The sequence below is a fragment of the Amycolatopsis sp. cmx-4-83 genome (assembly GCF_046548815.1).
In the GTDB taxonomy this organism is placed as follows: domain Bacteria; phylum Actinomycetota; class Actinomycetes; order Mycobacteriales; family Pseudonocardiaceae; genus Amycolatopsis; species Amycolatopsis pretoriensis_A.
The window spans coordinates 55,976-74,483 of record NZ_JAEBEF010000009.1; the positions used below are offsets into that span (position 1 = coordinate 55,976).

The window sequence follows — 18,508 nt, forward strand, 5'->3', positions numbered from 1 at the left end:
CGGCTCAAGCCAGTTCGGCGAAGAACTCCGTGATGTCGCGTCCCAGTGACTCCGGCGCCTCGATGGCCGGGTAGTGCCCGCCGCGCTCCATCACCGTGTAGCGGCGCAGGTCGAACCGGCTCTCCACCCACTTCCGCGGCACCGCCGCGGGTTCGCGCGGGTAGGCCGCGACGGCGGTCGGCACGTTGAACAGCGGCTGCGCGTCGCTCTTCGGCGTCCACGGCTTCTGGAAGCTCTCCGCGTACAGCCGCGCGGTGCTGCCCATCGAATTCGTGAACCAGAACAGCGAAAGCGTCGTGAGCACGCGCTCGCGCGGGTACCCGGTTTCGAAGTCGCCGTCGTGGTCGGTCCAGTCGTGCAGCTTCTCGACCAGCCACGCCGCGGTCGCAGCCGGCGAGTCGCCGATGTAGGCGATGCTCTGCGGCCGGGTCGTGTGCAGCACGAAGTAGCCGTTGCTGTAGCGCGCCCACGCCGTGTTCGCGGCGCGGCGCGCCTTCTCGTCGTCCGCCCAGAGCTCCTCGGGGATCGGGCCCTCGAGGCTGAACGGCATCGTCGTGTGCAGCCCGACGACCGACTCCGGGTGGTGGTGGGCCAGGTGCTGGCCGATGATCGCGCCCCAGTCGGAGCCGTAGATGCCGTAGCGCTCGTGGCCCAGCACCTCGGTCATCAGCCGGTGGTACATGGCGGCGGTTTCGGCGTACCCGATGCCCGGCCGGGCCAGCGGCGTCGAAAAGCCGTAGCCCGGCAGGTCCGCCACCACGACCTCGTGGCCGGCCAGGTGCGGCAGCACGTCCTTGAAGTCCCAGAACGTCCACGGCCAGCCGCCGATCAGCAGCAGCGGCACCTTCCCGTCGCCGGGGACGTGCAGGTAGTGCACCGGCTGACCGTCCAGCTCGACGCGGTAGTGCGCGTGGGCGTTCATCTCCGCCTCGTGCGCGCGCCAGTCGTAGGTGTCCCGCCAGTCGGTCAGCAGCCCGGCCAGGTAGTCCTGGTTGGTCCCGTACTCCCAGCCGTCGTTGGCCAGGTCGCCGGGCAGGCGCGTGCGCGCGAGGCGCTCGCGCAGGTCCTGGATGTCCTCGTCGGGCACGGCGATGCGGAACGGTTCCGGTTTCGGCAAGGGATTCGTCCTTCGTTCGTGGTGACCACGGCCGCGGACCCGGCCGCGGGGGCGGTGGTCAGCCCAGCCGGCCGAGGCCGCCGTACATCCGGCGGGTGGTGTCGCCTTCGCGGCGCCAGTGCCCGGTCGGCACCAGGCCGGGCGCCTGCAGCGTGAAGCCGCTGAACAGCGCTTCGATTTCGGCGCGGGTCCGGAACACCATCGGCGACGTCGCGTTGCGGTAGATCGCGCGCATGGTGTCCTGCTCGTCGTCCGGCGACTCGTCGGCGTTGAGGTGCGAGAGCGCGAGGAACGACCCCGGCGCCAGCCGCTCCCGGAACGTGCGGATGATGCCGTGCGGGTCGTCTTCGTCGGTGATGAAGTGGAAGACGGCGACGCACAGCAGCGCGACCGGCTGCGTGAAGTCGATGAGGTCCGCGAGCTCCGGGTTGTCCACAATGGACAACGGGTCGCGCAGGTCCGCGGTCAGCAGCCGGGTGATCTTCTGCTCTTCTTCGGTGAGCAGGGTCTTCCCGTGGGTGGCGACCACCGGGTCGAGGTCCACGTAGGCGACCCGGGCGTCCGGGATGGACCGGCGGGCGATCTGGTGGGTGTTCTCCATGCTGGGCAGCCCGGCCCCGACGTCGATGAACTGGCGCACGCCGTGCTCGGCCGCGAGGTGGTGCACCACCCGGCCGAGGAAGCGGCGGTTCTCCCAGACGACGTCCTTGGTGAGCACCTCACCGACCTGGTCGATGACGGCGTCCCCGGCTTCCCGGTCGACCGGGAAGTTGTTGTCCCCGTGGAGGAAGTAGTCGTACATCCGCGCCGGCGACGGCTTCTCCGCCGCCACGGCGTCTTCTGCTCCCGGCATCCTGGCCTCCCGCACGTCGGTCCCGGCCGCGAGCCTAAGCCGCGCCGGGACCGCGGTCGCCTTCGTGCGTGCGCTGGTCAGCGTTGCGGGTACTCGTCGCGCAGCCGGAGCCAGCCCATGGTGGAGGTCTGCGGCCAGCCTTCCGGCGAGTCCTCCCAGACCTCCTGGCGCCCGTACGGGGTGAGGTCGAGCAGGTTGAAGTCGAGGCGGAGGCGGTCGGTGCCGCGCCCGTTGGTGAACCAGGTCCGGAAGACCTCGTCGCCGTCGCGCAGCAGCACGCTCACGCCGAAGCCGCCGCCGGTGCCCATGTCTTCGTTGAACGTGCTGCCGTAGCTCGAGTACCACGGGATCTGCCAGCCGAACCGCTGCCGCAGCGGTTCGAGTTCTTCTTGCGGCGCCACGGACTCGAGGATCAGCCGCACCCCGCGGGGAGCCAGGTGCGCCCACGGCGAGAGGTTGTCGGTCAGCGACGCGCAGCCGACGCAGAGGTGGTCGCTGCCCGGCTGCTTCATGTAGTGGTAGATGATCAGCTGGTTGTGGCCGTCGAACAGCGAGACGAGATCACCGGTTTCGCCGTCGGGGCCGGTGAAGACGTAGCCGTCCTTCAGGCGGACCATCGGCAGCCGCCGCCGCTGCGCGGCGAGGTCGTCCAGCGCGTGGGTGAGCTCCTTTTCCTTGACGAGGAGCTTGTCGCGCTCGGCCTGCCATTCCTCCGCCGAGACGACGGGCGGGCGATTCATGGGGTGGTCCTTTCCTTCGGCGGTGGGGAAACCGACCGTAGCAGCGGTTTCGGACGGGGGACATCGGTTGCCGGTGGGAGCGCACGGGAGAAGACGCCGGTCGATCGTGTGGGTGAAAGACTGGAGTTTTCGTTCGATGAGCGGCCGGAAACGGCGAGCGGCGGGCCGGGGAAACCCGGCAGCCGAGGAGAGGCGCCCGATCCGGGGAAGCCGGAAACTGGGGCCTCGACCCGTACCCAGCCGAAAGTGGTCATGTCCATGAACGCGATTCCCGAACGCACCGGCGTCACGACCTTCCGCGGCCGTCCGGTGACCCTGCTCGGGCCGGCCGTCGGTGTCGGCGACCAGGCTCCGGACTTCACCCTCGCGGCGCCGGACATGTCGCCGCTCGCGTCCGCCTCCCTCGCCGGGCGGGTGCGGATCGTCTCGGTCGTGCCGTCGCTCGAGACGCCCGTCTGCGACCTGCAGACCCGCCGGTTCACCGAAGAGGTCACCGGGCTCGGCGACGTCTCCGTGCTCACCGCTTCCGTCGACCTGCCCTTCGCGCAGGCGCGGTGGTGCGGGGCCGCCGGGATCGAGGGCGCGCTGGTCGGCTCCGACCACCGCGACCTCTCCTTCGGCACCGCCTACGGCGTCGTGATCAAAGAATTCCGGCTGCTCGCGCGCGCCGTTTTCGTGATCGACGCGAACGACACCGTCGTGCACGCCGAATACGTGCCGGAAATCGGGGAGCACCCCGACTACGACGCCGTCATCGCCGCCGCCAAGGCCGCCGAATCCGCGCGGCTCGCCGCGTAGGGACGACAAGCACGAATGAAGGCGCCCGCGCGGAACCGGGTGCCCACCATGGTAACCGGGGTTTGCTGTGCCGAACCCGGCAGAGATCCGTGACGACAAGGGGCCGGAATGACGACCACCGAACAATCCCGTTTGGACGCGTACTACGGAGAGTTCACCAGCGACAAGGAGAAGGAGGTGCTCCAGGTTCCGCTGCGGCTGGTGGCGGCGTGGGCGAAGAACGACGCCGACGGTGTCGCCGACGTCTTCCTGGAGGACGGCCTCCTGCTGCTGCCCGGTGACGTGTACAAGGAGGGCCGCGAAGAGATCCGCATCTTCATGAAGGCCGCCTACGCCGGGCCGTTCAAGAACAGCGGTGTCACCGGGCAGCCGGTCGACCTGCGCTTCGTGACCGACGACGTCGCGCTGATCCGCACGCACGGCGGCATCCTGGCCGAGGGCGAGACCGAGATCGCGCCCGAGCTGGCCGTCCGCTCGACCTGGATCACCGTCAAGCGCGACGGGAACTGGTACCTCGCCGGGTACCAGAACAGCCCGCGCGGCGAAGGCGCCACCCTCCGCTGGTAACCCCCATCTTCGAGGAGACACCGATGACTTCCAAGGCTTCCGACCTGGTCGCCAAAGCCAAGCAGTGGGCCGGCTACTACGGCGACTTCCCGAACGGCGAGGAGGGCGCGATCTTCACCGTTCCGCTGCGCCTGCGCGCCGCCTGGGACGCCGGTGACGCCGACGCGCTCGCCGACCTGTTCACCGTCGACGGCAGCATGCTGATCGGCGACGAGCAGCTGCGCGGCCGCGAGGCGATCCGCGCCTACCTGACCGAGCAGTTCGCGGGTGCGTACCGCGGCAGCCGCGTCGCCGACGAGCCGGTGCAGGTCAAGTTCCTGGCCGACGGCGTCGCGCTCGCCATCACCAAGGGCGGCTTCATCAACCAGGGCGAGACCGAGATCGCGCCGGAGAACGAGAACCGGGCCACCTGGGTCGTGCGCAAGGAGGGTGGCGACTACAAGCTCGTCTCCCACCAGACCAGCCCGATCCGCGGCTGAGCCCGTCGCGGCGCGAAGGCCACCCCCCGCGCGGGGTGGCCTTCGCGCGTGCACCGTCCACTGTGGTCGGGCACGGGAGAAGTCGACGCCGGGCGCGGGCCGCCGCCACGATGGGTGGCCACAGGCGACGAGCGGAAGGTGATCCCGTGGACAGCAAACCCGCAAGACTCTCCGATCAGGAACAGGCCGGTATCCGCCTGTTCGAGGAGACGCTGGGCTACGTCTATTCCGCGGCGTTGCGCGCCGCGGCCGCCGTGGGCGTCGCCGACCACCTGGCCGACGGGCCGAAGTCGGTCGTCGAGCTGGCGCAGGCCACCGGGGCCCACGCGGACAACCTGAACCGCGTCCTGCGGGCGCTCGCCATGCGCGGGGTGTTCCACGAGGACGAGCAGGGGCGCTTCGAGCTGACCCCCGAGGCCGAGCTGCTGCGCTCGGACGTGCCGGGCTCACTGCGGTCCGCGGTGCTGACGTTCACCGACAAGACGTTCTGGAACTCGCACGGCGAGCTGGCCCACAGCGTCGAGCACGGCGACGCCTCCTTCGACAAGGTGTTCGGCACGACGTTCTTCGACTACTTCCGGGACGTCGAGTCGCCGGAGACGTTCTACTCGGGCATGCAGTCGAAGTCCGACTCGGAAAACGCTTCCATCATCCGCAACCTGAAGTTCCCGGCCGGCGCGACCGTCGTCGACGTCGGCGGCGGGTACGGCGGGCTGCTGCTCGAAGCGCTGCGCGCGGACGACAGCCTCTACGGCCTCCTGATGGACCTGGGCGACCACGTCGTGTCCGGCCACCGCCTCGGCGAACTGGGCGACGACGAACGCTGGGAGCTCGTCACCGGCGACTTCTTCGAGGAGTGCCCGCCGGCCGACGTGTACCTGCTCAAGCACATCATCCACGACTGGAACGACGAGCAGTGCGTCCGCATCCTGCGCAACTGCCGCCGCGCAATGCGCCCGGGCGGCCGCATCGTGGTGCTGGACACGGTGATCCCGCCGCGCAACGAACCGCACCTGGGCAAGCTGTTCGACATCATGGTCATGTCGATCCTGCCGGGTCGCGAGCGGACCGAGGAGGAGTTCCGGGCGCTGTTCGCGAAGGCTGAGCTGGAGTTGACCCGGGTGCTGGACACTGGGTTCGCGGTGTCGGTGGTGGAGGCCGTGGCTCGTTGAGTGCTTGGAGAAGGCCCCGCTCGCGCTTGGCGAGCGGGCCTTTTCGCTACGAGTGTGCGCGCCTCGACCTCCCGGAGGCGGTACAGCTTGTGCAAAGGGCCCCGCTCGCGCTCGGCGAGCGAAGCCCTTTCGCTACGCCGCCAAGTCTTCGGGAAAATCCAGCAGCTGCCCGAGTGCGGCACCCTCCCGGTGCAGCCGGCGGCAGATCTCGTTGATCCGTTCCGGCAGCCCGAGCACCTCGTCGGCGGTGAGCAGCCCGTGGGCCAGGAACCGGCCCGCGCGGGCGTCGACTTCTTCGAGGCAGTGCGGCTCGTGCAACGGGCCTCGCTCGCGCTCGGCGAGCGGAGCCCTTTCGTTACGCAGCCCGCTCTTCTGGGATCTCCAGCAGCTGCCCGAGCGCGGCACCCTCCCGGTGCAGCCGGCGGCAGATCTCGTTGATCCGCTCCGGCAGCCCGAGCACCTGCCCGGCCGTGAGCAGACCGTGGGCCAGGAACCAGCCCGCCTGCGCCTCGACCTCCTCGAGGCAGTGCAGCTCGTACAGGTCCGACGGCAGCTCGCCGGAGAGGACTTCCGCCGTCACGCGGGCGGAGTGGGCCGCGGTGAAGCGCAGGGCCAGCTCGGATCGCGCGTTCCAGCCGGCGAACGTCCCGTCCAGCCCGGTCGTCAGTTCCTCGTGCAGCAGCCGCTCCCGGTGCCCGAAGAGCGTCACCCACTCGTCGGCGCCCGGGGCGGCCGCGGGCGGGGTGTAGTCCTGGCCCGCCGCCATCGTCCAGGCCGCGTCCAGCCGGATCAGCCGGTTGTCGCCGCCGGCGGACTGGAACGCCAGCGTCAGGCCCTGGTAGCCGATGAGGCGGTGCTCGGAGAAGAAGCCGGCCGTGCCGCTCGCCGAGCGGGCGCGGTTCACGGCGTCGTCGGCCAGCGACGTGACCGCGACCTTCGTCAGCCCCAGCTCGCGGTGCACGCCGGGCGGTGCGCCGAAGGACCAGTAGCGGCCGGTTTCGCGCCGGGCGAGCGTCGTCGCCGCCAGTGCCGACGCCAGCGCGCCGAACAGCAGGCGCTGCTGGTTGAGGTGCTCGATCGCGGGGATCTCGCCGGCCAGCCGGTCGAGCGTGCCGCGGTGGCTCGCGCGTTCGAGGGCGAGGGACACGCTCGCGCGCGCGACCGCGGCCAGGCCGACGGTGATCGCGCCCCAGCCGAAGCGGCCCATGCTCATCGTGCGCCGGCCGCGGGCACCGGTGTCGGCCAGCGGGTCGTGGAACTCGCCCGCGGAGGTGATCGACGCGCCGTCCCGCAGCCAGCGCCGGTAGGGCACCCGGACGCCGTCGAAGCGGACCGTCGCGTAGTCCAGGGGCAGCAACGCGGTCGGCGGGCACGGCTCGATCGTGACGCCCGGGCACGGCCCACGCTCGTCGCGCACCGGCACCAGGAACAGCGCGGTGCCGTGCTCCGTGCCACCGATGACGAGCCGGGCGCTGACGACGGCGAGCGTCGCGAAGCCGGCCGGGCCGAAGGTGGCGGGGTACTTCGCCGCGCCGGGCACCGGGCTCGACAGCACGAACTCCCGCGTCGCCGGGTCGAAGACGGCCTCGGTGTGCGTGCGGGAGTTGCTGTTGGCGTGGCCCAGTTCGGCGAGCAGCGCGGCGCCGGTCCAGCGTCCGGAGACGAGGCCGGCCACGTCCTCTTCGGCCGCGCCCTGGTCGAGCGCGGCGCCGGTGGCCATGCAGTGGTGCAGGAACAGCAGGAAGAACCGGCCCGGATCGGCCACCGCGGCCGACTCCAGCAACGACCGCAGGCGCGGGTGGTCGTGCAGCAGGGGCCGGTCGGCGGCGAGCGCGGCCCGCAGGCGCGCGTCCGGCGGCTCCTCGGTTCGCAGGGGAATCATGTCCGCCCTTTCCGCGGGCCGGGTCCACTCCACTGTCGCACGGTAGTCAGGGCTCGCACAGCGCTCTACTCCGAGGGTGCCCTCTGGGTTTCGCGCTTCGCCGGAAAGTGGCAACGCCTGCCGGGCGATGCCATTCTCGGTCGTTCCACACCTACTCTCCACAGGAGTGACCGTGAATTCGGAAACCACGCTGACCAGAGAACTGTACGACGGGTTGCAACTCGTCGAGTTCGACCGCTGGGACGCCATCATCGCCGACGACGTGCTGATCAACAGCCCGGCCCAGTTCGGGCAAATCGGCCTGGGGGCGCTGAAGGAATGGGCGAAGTGGTTCGTGCGCCTCGGCAAGCGCATAGACCTCGTCGACGAGCACCTCGCACTGGACGACCAGGGGAACGGGCGGGGATTCATCGTCTTCAACCTGCACTGGAAACACGACGAGCCGTTCTTCCACATCGGGCCGACCGGCCGGGAGGGAACGTCCGTGGAAACAATTGTGCTGAAGATCGAGAATCACCGCATTTCGCAGATCGACGTCGCGAGCAACACCGTCGACCTCGTCCTCTACCTGACGCAGCGCGGCTGGCCCTACCCGCACAACGTGCGCCCGGAGCCGCTCGTCGCCGGGCTCGACCGGAGCGCGTGACTTAGCGGCAATGCAGAAGGCGCCGGGTCACGGGGTGGCCGCCGATGATGGACGGGACCCGTCCGCTGAGGCTAAGAGGAGGACCCGGTGTCCGCTGAAGTCGACGCGTCGTCCGCGTTGGACGACTACTACGGCCCGTTCACGAGCGAGCGGGAAAAGGAAGTGCTGGGCGTCCCGCTGCGGCTCGTCGAAGCCTGGGCGCGCAACGACGTCGACGCGGTCGTCGACGTCTTCACCAAGGACGGCACCCTGATCCTGCCGGGTGACGTCTACAAGGTCGGCCGCGACGAGATCCGCCCGTTCCTGGCGGCCGCGTTCGCCGGCCCGTTCAAGGACTCGCGCATCACCGGCAAGCCGGTGGACCTGCGGCTGGTCAACGACTCCGTCGCGCTGATCCGCACGCACGGCGGCATCCTGGCGCCGGGGGAGACCGAGATCTCGCCGGAGCTGGCCGTCCGCTCGACCTGGACGGTCAAGAAGGAAGAAGACGGCGTGTGGTACCTCGCCGGCTACCAGAACAGCCCGCGCGGCACCGGCGCGACCCTCCGCTGGTGACCATCCCGAACACCGACGAAGGAGCCGCAATGCCCGCCACCGCAACGGAGATCCTCGCCTCGTACGGGGTCGAGGAGGACACGGACTTCTACCGGGAGTTCACCGACCCCCGGGACCGCGCCGCGCTGACCGTGCCGCTGCGCATCACGCACGCGTGGAAGACCAACGACGCCGACGAGTTCGCCGGGGTCTTCACCGAGAACGGCAGCCTGCTCATGCAGGACCAGCAGCTGACGAGCCGGGAGCAGATCCGCGCCTACATGCAGGCGGGCTTCGACGGCCCGCTGGCCGGCGCGCACGTCAAGGGCTGGCCGCTGCAGGTGACGTTCCTGGCCGAGGACACCGCCATGGTGATCACCCAGGGCGGCATCATCCTCGACGGCGAGACCGAAACCGCGCCGGAGCGCCAGATCCGCGCCACCTGGATCGTGGTGGAGCGGGACGGCGAGTGGTCGCTCCTGTCGCACCAGAGCAGCCCGGTCCGGGGCTGAGCACCGTCGCCCGGCGGCGTGCTCCGCAATCGCGGAGGTGCGCCGCCGGAGCGGGTAAGCGGATTCTCGATCCGAAGCCGCACGTGGAAACCCGGAAGGACCACCGATGACGACGAACGTCCCCGTCCCTTCGCGCGAGGAACTGGTCCGCCGGGCCCAGGGCCTGGTGCCCCTCCTGCAGAAGAACGCCGTGTGGCACGAGGAGAACCGCCGCCTGCACGACGACACCCTCGAAGCGCTGGGCGACGCCGGGTTCTTCAAGCTGCGCGTGCCGAAGCGGTACGGCGGGTTCGAGGTCGACACCTCGACCCTGAACGCCGTGCTCGTCGAACTGGCCCGCGGTGACGGCGCCGTCGGCTGGACGACGTCGGTGTGGAACATCCCCGGCTGGATGGTCGGCATGTTCCCGGACGCCGTCCAGGACGAGGTCTACTCGACGCCGGACGTCCGCGTCTGCGGGACGCTCAGCCCGGGCGGGCAGGCCGTGCCCACCGACGGCGGCTACGTCGTCAACGGCCGCTGGGGCTTCATCAGCGGCGCGCTGCACAGCCACTGGCAGGAGATCATCGCGATCGCCCCGACGCCGGACGGCCAGGGCATGTGGCCGGTCGCCGCGCTGGTGCCGCTGAGCGACCTGCAGGTCATCGACGACTGGTACACGATGGGCATGGCCGGCTCCGGCAGTGTCACGACCGTCGCCAACGACCTGTTCGTGCCCGCCGAGCGCGTCATCCCGCTGGTGTCGATCCTGCAGGGGCAGAGCCACTCGCCGGCCAGCGCCGAGCTGCCGATCTACCGGAACCCGTTGCTGGGCGTGGCGAACGCGTCTTCGGCGGGCACGCCGATCGGGCTGGCCGAGGCCGCGATGGAGAACTTCCTCGAGCGCGTCGGCACCCGCAAGATCACCTACACCGACTACGCGCACCAGGCCGAAGCGCCCGTCACGCACCTCAAGGTCGCCGAGGCCCGGCTGCAGATCGACCAGGCCGCCTTCCACGCGGACCGGATCACCCGGACCGCGGACGAGAAGGCCGCGACCGGCGCGGAGTGGTCGCTCGTCGAGCGCGCCCGCACCCGCGCGGACATCGGCGCGATCTGCAAGCTCACCAAGTCCGCGGTGGACGCGCTGAGCCTCGCCAGCGGCGGTTCGTCGGCCTACACCAGCGTGCCGATCCAGCGGATCGCGCGTGACATCCACGTGGTGAACCTGCACGCGCTGATGGCGCCGGACACGAACAACGAGCTCTACGGCCGGGTCCTGCTCGGCCTGGAACCGAACACGCAGTACATCTGAGGCGCCCCGCACCGGCGGAGAAGTCGACGACCGACCGCCGTGTACGGTGAACTCGGTTTCGGAAAGTGTTGTGTGCCAACGTTCCTGGGGCGAATAACGTCGTCTCCTCTCATGATTGGACTGAAAGCCGTGACCACACCTGGGATCCCACCGTTGTCCGCCCCGGCGCAGGAACTGGAAGACCTCGACCGCAAGCACCTGGTCCGCTCGATGCACCGCGGTGACATCACCGACCGCCTGGTCATCGTCAAGGGGCAGGGCAGCACGGTCTGGGACGCGCGCGGCAACGAGCTCCTCGACGCCGCCGGTGGCGGGGTCTGGCACTCGCCGGTCGGTCACGGCCGCGCCGACCTCGCCGAGGTCGCCGCGAAGCAGATCAAGGAGATCGAGTTCTTCACGAGCCTCCTCGAGTTCACCAACGAGAAGGCGATCCGGCTGGCCGAGCGGCTCGCGCAGCTCGCGCCGGCCGGCATCAACCGGGTCGCGTTCTCCAGCGGTGGCTCGGAAGCGGTGGAGACGGCGATCAAGGCCGCCCGGCTCTACCACACCCGCAAGGGATCGCCGGACCGGACGTGGATCCTCGCCCGGCACTACTCGTTCCACGGTGCGACCTACGGCAGCGGCACTGCGACCGGCTTCCCGCCCATGCAGGCGGGGGTCGGCCCGAACCTGCCGCACGTCGAGAAGCTGTCCCCGCCCTACCCGTACCGGGCGAAGCAGCTCTACGGCGACGTCGACCCGACCGACTTCCTGGTCAAGGAGCTCGAGGACACCATCGAGCGGATCGGCGCGGGCAACATCGCGGCCATGATCGGCGAGCCGATCATGGCGGGCGGCGGCGTGCTCGCCCCGCCGCCGGGGTACTGGAAGCGCGTGCGCGAGGTCCTCAGCAAGAACGGGATCCTGCTCATCGCGGACGAGGTCGTCACGGCGTTCGGCCGGATCGGCTCGTGGTTCGAGTCGGCGAACCAGGGCATGGACGCGGACATCATCACCGCGGCCAAGGGCATCGCCGGTGGCTACGCGCCGCTCGGTGCCACGCTGATGACCGACGACATCGCCGACACCCTCATCGGCGACGGCGGCTTCTTCCACGGCTACACGTTCCAGGGGCACCCGGTCGCCTGCGCGCTCGGCCTGGCCACGCTCGACATCATCGAGCGCGAAGGCCTGCTGGAGAACGCGCGGCGCATCCAGGGCTGGTTCGAGGAGGGGCTGGCGCCGGCGCGCGAGCTGCCGAACGTCGGGGACGTCCGCATCGAGGGCACGCTCGCCGCCCTCGAACTGGTCGCCGACAAGGAAACGACGATCCCGCTGGACTGGTCGCAGGTGGAGGCGGTCGCGTTCGAGACGCGCAAGGCCCACGGCGTGATCGCCCGGCCGTACGGGCACAACTTCGTGCTCGCGCCGCCGCTGGTGTTCACCGAGGCGGAGGCGCGCCGGGCCACCGCGGCGGTCGTCGAGGTCGTGTCCCGGCTGCGTCCGGACGGCACGCTCGCGCCGCGCTGACCCCGTGGGACGGCGGGTGCGAGCCCGCCGTCCCGCCCGCCGAGCTCCGGCAGCGAGCTCGACCCCGATTCACCTTCTGGAGCTTGGAGAACAGATGTACGACTACGTGATCGTCGGCGCGGGTTCGACGGGGTGCGTGCTGGCGGCCCGGCTGTCGGAGGATCCCGACGTCAAGGTGTGCCTGCTGGAGGCGGGGCCGCCGGACGACGCCGAGGAGATCCACATTCCGGCGGCGTTCAGCCAGCTGTTCCGCACCCGCTACGACTGGGACTACGACACCGCGGAGGAGCCGCACCTCGGCGGGCGCCGGCTCTACCTCCCGCGCGGCAAGGTGCTGGGCGGCACCAGCTCCACCAACGCGATGCTGTACGTCCGCGGCACGAAGCTCGACTACGACGGCTGGAACCAGCCGGGCTGGTCGTTCGACGAGGTGCTGCCGTACTTCAAGAAGTCCGAGGACAACGAGCGCGGCGCTTCGCCCTACCACGGCGAAGGCGGCCCCCTGTCCGTTTCGGACAACCGCTCGCACAACCCGAGCTCGGTCGCGCTCGTCGAGGCCGCCGTGCAGGCCGGCTACAAGGCCACCGACGACTTCAACGGCGCCGAGCTGGACGGCTTCGGCGAGTTCCAGCTGACCCAGCGCGACGGCAAGCGGTGGAGCACCGCGGCGGCGTTCCTGCGCCCGGCGCTCGGCCGGCCGAACCTCACCGTGCTGACGGAGTTCCGCGCGCACAAGGTGATCATCGAGAACGGCCGCGCGGTCGGCGTCACCGGCCAGCAGCGCGAGGACGCCCCGGTCGACATCCGCGCCGAGCGCGAGGTCATCCTCTCCGCCGGTGCGTACAACTCGCCGCAGCTGCTGCAGCTGTCCGGCATCGGCCCGTCGTGCCTGCTTTCGGCGTTCGGCATCCCGGTCGTCGCCGACAGCCCGCAGGTCGGCCAGAACCTCTCCGACCACGCGCTCGTGCCGCTGGTTTCGGTGCACTCGCAGCCGATCAGCATGACCGCGGCGGCCACCCCGGAGAACTTCCGGCTGTTCATGGAAGAGCAGCGCGGTCCGCTGACCGGCAACGGCCCGGAGGCCGGCGGCTACTTCCGCACCCTGCCGGACCTGCCCGCCCCGGACGCGGCGATCTTCGCGGCGCCGGTGATGTTCGTGGAGAGCGGGCTCGCGTTCCCCTACGAGCACGCGATCTCCCTCGGCCCGGTGCTCATCACACCGGAGAGCCGCGGCAACATCACCCTGCAGTCGACCAACCCGACGGCGAAGCCGCGCATCCTCAACAACTTCTTCGCCGAGGAGTCCGACCTGGAGACGGGTGTGCGGGCGCTGCGGGTCTCGATGGACATCGCCAAGCAGGAAGCCCTGCGGCCGTTCCACGAGTCGTTCTACCAGCTGCCGGCGTCGGACTCGGACGAGGACCTCAAGGCCTACCTCCGCCGCTACACCCACTCGATCTTCCACCCGGCGGGCACCTGCGCGATCGGCGAGGTCGTCGACGCCGAGCTGCGCGTCCAGGGCGTCGACGGCCTGCGCGTCGCCGACTGCTCGGTGATGCCGGTCGTCGGCCGGGGCAACCCGAACGCGTCCGCCATCATGATCGGCGAGAAGGCCGCCGACCTCATCAAGGAGGCCAGCTGATGTACGACTACATCGTGGTCGGCGCCGGCTCCGCGGGCTGCGTGCTCGCGGCCCGGCTGTCCGAAGACCCCGACGTCAAGGTCGCCCTGGTCGAGGCGGGCGGCAACGACGACGTCGAGAACATCCACATCCCGGCCGTCTTCGGCGACCTGTTCCGCACCCGGGTCGACTGGGACTACGACTCCCACGAAGAAGAGCAGCTGAACCGGCGGCGGATCTTCCACCCCCGCGGCAAGGTGCTCGGCGGCACCAGCTCGATCAACGCGATGCTGTACCTGCGCAACAACCGCATCGACTACGACGGCTGGAACCAGCCCGGCTGGAGCTACGACGACCTGCTCCCGCTGTTCAAGCGCTCGGAGGACAACGAGCGCGGCGCGTCGGAGTACCACGGTGCCGGTGGCCCGCTGTCCGTTTCGGACGGTCGCTCGCTGAACCCGGCGACGACGGCGCTCGTCGAGGCGGCGCTGCAGGCCGGGCACCCGGCCAACGACGACTTCAACGGCCCCACCCAGGACGGCTTCGGCCGCTTCCAGGTGACCCAGCGCAACGGGCGCCGGTGGAGCACCGCGCAGGCGTTCCTGCACCCGGCGCTCGAGCGGCCGAACCTGACGCTGATCAAGAACTACCAGGTCTACCGCGTGCTGATCGAGAACGGCCGCGCGATCGGCGTCACCGGCCGTCAGGTCGACGAGGAGCTCACCCTGCACGCCGAGCGCGAGGTCATCCTCTCGGCGGGGGCGTACAACTCGCCGCAGCTGCTGCTGCTCTCCGGCGTCGGCCCGGCCGACCAGCTGCGCGGGCTGGGCATGGAGGTCGTGCTCGACCACGCCGAGGTCGGCAAGAACCTGCAGGACCACCCGCTGGTCCCGCTGATCTACGAACACTCGCAGCCGAACAGCCTGCTGAGCGCGTTCGAGCCGGAGAGCATCCGGGCGTTCCAGGAAGAGGGCCGCGGCCCGCTGACGTCGAACGGCCCCGAGGCCGGCGGTTACGTGCGCACCCAGCCGGGGCTGCCCGGACCGGACGTCGTGTACTTCGCCGGGCCGATGGAGTTCGTCGACAGCGGCCTGACGGTGCCGACCCGGCACGCGATCACCTTCGGCCCGGTGCTGCTGACGCAGCGCAGCCGCGGGCAGATCACGCTGGTGGCGGAGGACCCGACGGCCAAGCCGAAGATCGAGCACCGGTACTTCACCGCGGAGGGCGACATCGACGTCGCGGTGGCCGGCGTCCGGATCGCCATGGACATCGCGCGCCAGCCGGCGTTCGCGAAGTTCAACGAGCGCCTGCTCAACGCCCCGGCGACGGACTCCGACGACGACCTGCGCGAGTACGTTCGGCGCTACACGAACTCGATCTTCCACGGCAGCGGCGCCTGCGGGATGGGCCGGGTCGTCGACCACGAGCTCAAGGTGTACGGCGTCGAAGGCCTCCGGGTCGCCGACGTCTCGGTGATGCCGACCGTCGGGCGCGGCGCGCCGAACGCGACGGCGATCGTCATCGGGGAGAAGGCGGCGGACCTGGTCCGCGGCGCGCAGTCGACGCACTTGGCCAAGGCGTCCTGACGCGGCTCCCCGCGCGGAGAAAGGGACGGCCGGCACCCGCCGGCCGTCCCTTTCGCGTCCCCTGCTCCGCTCACGACCCGCCCGGTCGAAGTGCGCAGCGGGGGAGACGAGGGCGGGCCGCTCGCAAGCGAAAACTTGGTCGCGAACCCCATCGCGAGCGAGTGAGAGGAAGAACCCGTGAGCGCAGCATCCGACCGCGGCTCCGGGGACGCGCGACCGGCGTCCCTCCGCCGCACCCTCGGCACTCCCAAGATCGTCTTCCTGGTCGTGGCCGCCGCGGCTCCGCTCGCCGCCATGGTCGGGACCGTTCCGCTGGCCTTCGCCATCGGCAACGGGGCCGCCGTGCCCGCGATGTTCGTCTTCGCCGGGCTCACGCTCCTCTGCTTCTCCGTCGGGTACGCCGCGATGAGCCGCCGGATCGTCACCTCCGGCGGGTTCTACGGCTACCTGTCCGCCGGGCTCGGCCGGCCGGCCGCGGTCGGGGGTGGCTGGGCCGCCGTGCTCGCCTACAACACCGCCACCGTCGGCATGACCGGCGCCTTCGCCTACTTCGCGCAGCTCGTCGCCTCCTCCTACGGCCTCGACTGGCCGTGGCCGGTGTGGGCGGCGATCGGCCTCGCGCTGATGGGCGTGCCGGGCTACCGCAAGATCGACTTCAGCGCCCGCGTGCTGGCCGTCCTGATGATCGCCGAGGTCGCCATCCTGGTGCTGCTCGACGTCGCGGTGCTGATCCGGCACGGCGGCGGCGCGCTCCCCGCGGCCTCGTTCGACCCGGCGACCATCGTCGGCGCCGGGCTCGGCGTCTCCCTGATGTTCGCGCTCATCTCCTTCATCGGCTTCGAATCCGCCGCGCTGTACGGCGAAGAGTCGCGCAACCCGCGCCGCAGCGTGCCGCTCGCCACCTACTGGTCGGTGATCCTCATCGCGGTCTTCTACGCGCTGACGAGCTGGGTCGCGGTCGGTGCCGTCGGGCCGGGGCAGCTGCGGGACGTCGCCGGGCAGCAGCTCGGCAACCTCTTCGGCAGCCTCACCGACGACTACCTGGGCTCCGCGGTCACCACCGGGATGCAGATCCTGTTGTGCACCAGCCTGTTCGCCGGGATGCTGGCCATGCACGGCGCCTCGAACCGGTACCTGTACGCCCTCGGCCGCGACCGCGTGCTGCCCGCCGGGCTCGGCGCGGTGCACCGCAAGCACGGCTCGCCGCACCGCGCGAGCCTGACGCAGACCGTCTTCACCGTCGCCGTGACCGCGATCTTCGCCATCGCCGGCGCGGACCCCTACGTCAACCTCGCCACGACCATGACCGGGCTGGGCACGCTCGGCATCGTCGGGCTGCAGGCGGCGGCGTCCCTTTCGGTCATCGCGTTCTTCCGCCGCCGGCCGGACCGGCACTGGTGGCGCACCGGGGTCGCGCCCGTCCTCGGCCTGCTCGGGCTGGTGGCGTCCGCGGTGCTGGTGATCCAGAACTTCGACCTGCTGACCGGCACCACCAGCACGCTGGTGAACTCGCTGCCGTGGGCGTTCGTGGTCGTCGTGGCGGCCGGCGCGGGCTTCGCGCTGTGGCTGCGTGCCCGCCGTCCCGAGCGTTATGCGGCGCTTTCCCGAATCGCGTCGGAACGCGGCGGCCTGGCGGCGGTCCCGGACCCGGAAGAGCCCGGTGACCGGCGGGCCGAGGCAGCCTGAGCGGCACTCGGGGAGATGTCCGCCCCGCTTCGCGCCCATACGATTTTTCCTTGGCGGCTGAAGAAAGTCTCCCGCCGACACGTCCTGGAGGAGCCGAAACAATGCGTGTGCAATTCGCCATCTGGCCGGCCCCGGCGCACACCTACCCGCTGGCGCCGCTGGCCTGGGCGCTGAAGTCCGCGGGGCACGAAGTCGTGATCGCCACGCACCCGGGCGGGGTGGAGACGATCGCGTCGATGGGCATCACCCCGGTCCCGGTCTGCGACATCGACAGCATGCCGATCCCGATGGGCCCCGGCCGCGCCTACGAGAAGGAGCGGGCGGACCTGGCCGAGATCACCGAGGCCCTCGAAGCGCTGGGCTTCGACGCCGACGACCCGGACCGCGAGCACTGGGACGTCTACAGCCAGTACTACCTGCCCGCGCAGTGGGACTTCGCGCCGTGGAAGGGCGACCCGAACGAGCCGCTGCCGTTCCTCGACGGCCTCGTCGAGTTCACCAAGGCGTGGAAGCCGGACCTGGTGATCTGGGACGCCTGCCTGCCCGCCGCCGCGGTGGCGGCCAAGGTCGCCGGCGCGGCGCACGCCCGCTGGTGGACCGCGCCCGACGTCTTCTGCCGCAGCATCGACAAGTTCAAGGAGCTCACGAGCAAGCCGGGCGCGCCGGAGCTGCCGAACCCGGCGGTCGAGACGGTCCGCGCGGCGGCCGAGCGCTACGGCGTCGAGATCGACGACGAGCTGCTGTGGGGCCAGTGGACGATCAACTCGCAGCCGACGGAGATCGGCCCCGAGGTGTCCGCGAACGTCGTCCCGATGCGCTGGGTGTCGTACTCGAGCCAGCAGCCGATGCCGGACTGGCTGTACCCGGTGCCGGAGCGCCCCCGCGTCGCGGTGTCGCTGGGCCTGTCCGAGCGCGCGTTCATGGAGGGCGGCTGGGACCACATCCCGGTGCTGCTGAACGCACTGTCCGAACTGGACGTCGAGGTCGTCGCGACGCTCGACGACCAGCAGCTGGCCAAGGTCGAGCAGATCCCGGAGAACGTCCGCGTCCTCCCGTTCGTCCCGCTGGACCAGCTGGTCCCGACGTGCTCGCTGCTCATCCACCACGGCGGCGTCGGCACGGTCATGCCGGCGATCCTGAACAGCGTCCCGCAGCTGCTGGTCGACTTCGTCGGCCACAGCATCCGGGCGAACCCGTCCGGCGCGGCCCGCCTGGCCCGCTCGCGCTACAGCCTCGGCCCGGCGCTGGCCCGCTTCACCCTGGCGAAGGGCGCGGGCCTGGTGCTGAACGTGGCCGAGCCGGACGCCTCGGTGATGCGCGAGCAGATCCGCCGGGTCCTGGAGGAGAAGTCCTTCAAGGAGAACGCCCAGCGGCTGCAGAAGGAGATCAACTCGGTCCCCGGCCCGGCCGAGTACGTGAAGATCCTGGAGCAGCTCACGCTCGACCACCAGGGCTGAGCCGGGGGCTGGGAGCAAAGGCCGCGGGCCGGGGGGAGCGATCACCCGGCCC

General features: G+C 70.7%; 18 protein-coding genes. 13 read left to right on the plus strand and 5 right to left on the minus strand.

Annotation, left to right across the window (positions count from 1 at the left end; all coding sequences use genetic code 11):
- Positions 1–4: 4 nt before the first annotated feature.
- The 3 genes from ACLJQM_RS27495 to ACLJQM_RS27505 form a co-directional block, all read right to left on the minus strand.
- The gene (locus ACLJQM_RS27495) at positions 5–1,117 is read right to left on the minus strand and encodes an epoxide hydrolase family protein (RefSeq protein ID WP_410633283.1); all 1,113 of its coding nucleotides are present in this window, start codon (positions 1,115–1,117) and stop codon (positions 5–7) included.
- A 58-nt stretch (positions 1,118–1,175) separates the two neighbouring features.
- Positions 1,176–1,970 (minus strand): SAM-dependent methyltransferase, encoded by a 795-nt coding sequence (locus ACLJQM_RS27500; protein WP_410633284.1) that lies wholly within the window; start codon positions 1,968–1,970, stop codon positions 1,176–1,178.
- Positions 1,971–2,047: 77 nt separating this feature from the next.
- Entirely contained in the window at positions 2,048–2,710 is a 663-nt protein-coding gene (locus tag ACLJQM_RS27505; RefSeq protein ID WP_360776559.1) for a DUF899 domain-containing protein, read from the minus strand.
- A gap of 258 nt (positions 2,711–2,968) precedes the next feature.
- On the opposite strand from ACLJQM_RS27505, the gene tpx reads away from it, so the two are divergent.
- The 4 genes from tpx to ACLJQM_RS27525 all read left to right on the plus strand — a co-directional run bounded on the left by tpx (position 2,969) and on the right by ACLJQM_RS27525 (position 5,726).
- A complete protein-coding gene (gene tpx, locus ACLJQM_RS27510) occupies positions 2,969–3,508 on the plus strand; it encodes a thiol peroxidase (protein ID WP_410633285.1) in 540 nt (179 codons plus the stop codon).
- A gap of 108 nt (positions 3,509–3,616) precedes the next feature.
- Positions 3,617–4,075, plus strand: a complete 459-nt coding sequence (locus tag ACLJQM_RS27515; RefSeq protein ID WP_360776557.1) for an SgcJ/EcaC family oxidoreductase — start codon at positions 3,617–3,619, stop codon at positions 4,073–4,075.
- A 23-nt stretch (positions 4,076–4,098) separates the two neighbouring features.
- Positions 4,099–4,554 (plus strand): SgcJ/EcaC family oxidoreductase, encoded by a 456-nt coding sequence (locus ACLJQM_RS27520; protein ID WP_247020302.1) that lies wholly within the window; start codon positions 4,099–4,101, stop codon positions 4,552–4,554.
- Between the two features lie 146 nt (positions 4,555–4,700).
- Entirely contained in the window at positions 4,701–5,726 is a 1,026-nt protein-coding gene (locus ACLJQM_RS27525; RefSeq protein ID WP_247020304.1) for a methyltransferase, read from the plus strand.
- Between the two features lie 132 nt (positions 5,727–5,858).
- Here the strand turns inward: ACLJQM_RS27525 and ACLJQM_RS27530 are convergent, their stop codons facing one another.
- Together ACLJQM_RS27530 and ACLJQM_RS27535 are read right to left on the minus strand one after the other, a co-directional pair.
- Positions 5,859–6,044 carry a hypothetical protein gene (locus tag ACLJQM_RS27530; RefSeq protein WP_410633286.1) on the minus strand — a complete coding sequence of 62 codons (186 nt, stop codon included), beginning with the start codon at positions 6,042–6,044 and terminating at the stop codon, positions 5,859–5,861.
- Between the two features lie 37 nt (positions 6,045–6,081).
- Positions 6,082–7,608 (minus strand): hypothetical protein, encoded by a 1,527-nt coding sequence (locus tag ACLJQM_RS27535; RefSeq protein ID WP_410633287.1) that lies wholly within the window; start codon positions 7,606–7,608, stop codon positions 6,082–6,084.
- A 172-nt stretch (positions 7,609–7,780) separates the two neighbouring features.
- On the opposite strand from ACLJQM_RS27535, the gene ACLJQM_RS27540 reads away from it, so the two are divergent.
- The 9 genes from ACLJQM_RS27540 (at position 7,781) to ACLJQM_RS27580 (ending at position 18,456) form a co-directional block, all read left to right on the plus strand.
- Positions 7,781–8,254 (plus strand): hypothetical protein, encoded by a 474-nt coding sequence (locus ACLJQM_RS27540; RefSeq protein WP_247020308.1) that lies wholly within the window; start codon positions 7,781–7,783, stop codon positions 8,252–8,254.
- 87 nt (positions 8,255–8,341) lie between these two features.
- On the plus strand, positions 8,342–8,809 hold the full coding sequence (locus tag ACLJQM_RS27545) for an SgcJ/EcaC family oxidoreductase (RefSeq protein WP_247020310.1): 468 nt from the start codon (positions 8,342–8,344) through the stop codon (positions 8,807–8,809).
- A gap of 29 nt (positions 8,810–8,838) precedes the next feature.
- Positions 8,839–9,300, plus strand: a complete 462-nt coding sequence (locus ACLJQM_RS27550; RefSeq protein ID WP_247020312.1) for an SgcJ/EcaC family oxidoreductase — start codon at positions 8,839–8,841, stop codon at positions 9,298–9,300.
- 106 nt (positions 9,301–9,406) lie between these two features.
- Positions 9,407–10,594, plus strand: a complete 1,188-nt coding sequence (locus ACLJQM_RS27555) for an acyl-CoA dehydrogenase family protein (protein WP_410633288.1) — start codon at positions 9,407–9,409, stop codon at positions 10,592–10,594.
- Positions 10,595–10,723: 129 nt separating this feature from the next.
- Positions 10,724–12,103, plus strand: a complete 1,380-nt coding sequence (locus tag ACLJQM_RS27560; protein ID WP_360776548.1) for an aspartate aminotransferase family protein — start codon at positions 10,724–10,726, stop codon at positions 12,101–12,103.
- 94 nt (positions 12,104–12,197) lie between these two features.
- Positions 12,198–13,745: a GMC family oxidoreductase gene (locus ACLJQM_RS27565; protein ID WP_247020318.1), complete on the plus strand. Its 1,548-nt coding sequence runs from the start codon at positions 12,198–12,200 to the stop codon at positions 13,743–13,745.
- Positions 13,745–15,313 (plus strand): GMC family oxidoreductase, encoded by a 1,569-nt coding sequence (locus tag ACLJQM_RS27570; protein ID WP_247020320.1) that lies wholly within the window; start codon positions 13,745–13,747, stop codon positions 15,311–15,313. Before ACLJQM_RS27565 ends, ACLJQM_RS27570 begins: the two co-directional genes overlap by 1 nt.
- Positions 15,314–15,490: 177 nt before the next feature.
- Positions 15,491–16,999 (plus strand): APC family permease, encoded by a 1,509-nt coding sequence (locus tag ACLJQM_RS27575; protein WP_410633289.1) that lies wholly within the window; start codon positions 15,491–15,493, stop codon positions 16,997–16,999.
- A 101-nt stretch (positions 17,000–17,100) separates the two neighbouring features.
- Positions 17,101–18,456, plus strand: coding sequence for a nucleotide disphospho-sugar-binding domain-containing protein (locus tag ACLJQM_RS27580; RefSeq protein ID WP_360776543.1), 1,356 nt, complete (start codon positions 17,101–17,103; stop codon positions 18,454–18,456).
- Positions 18,457–18,508 lie beyond the last annotated feature (52 nt).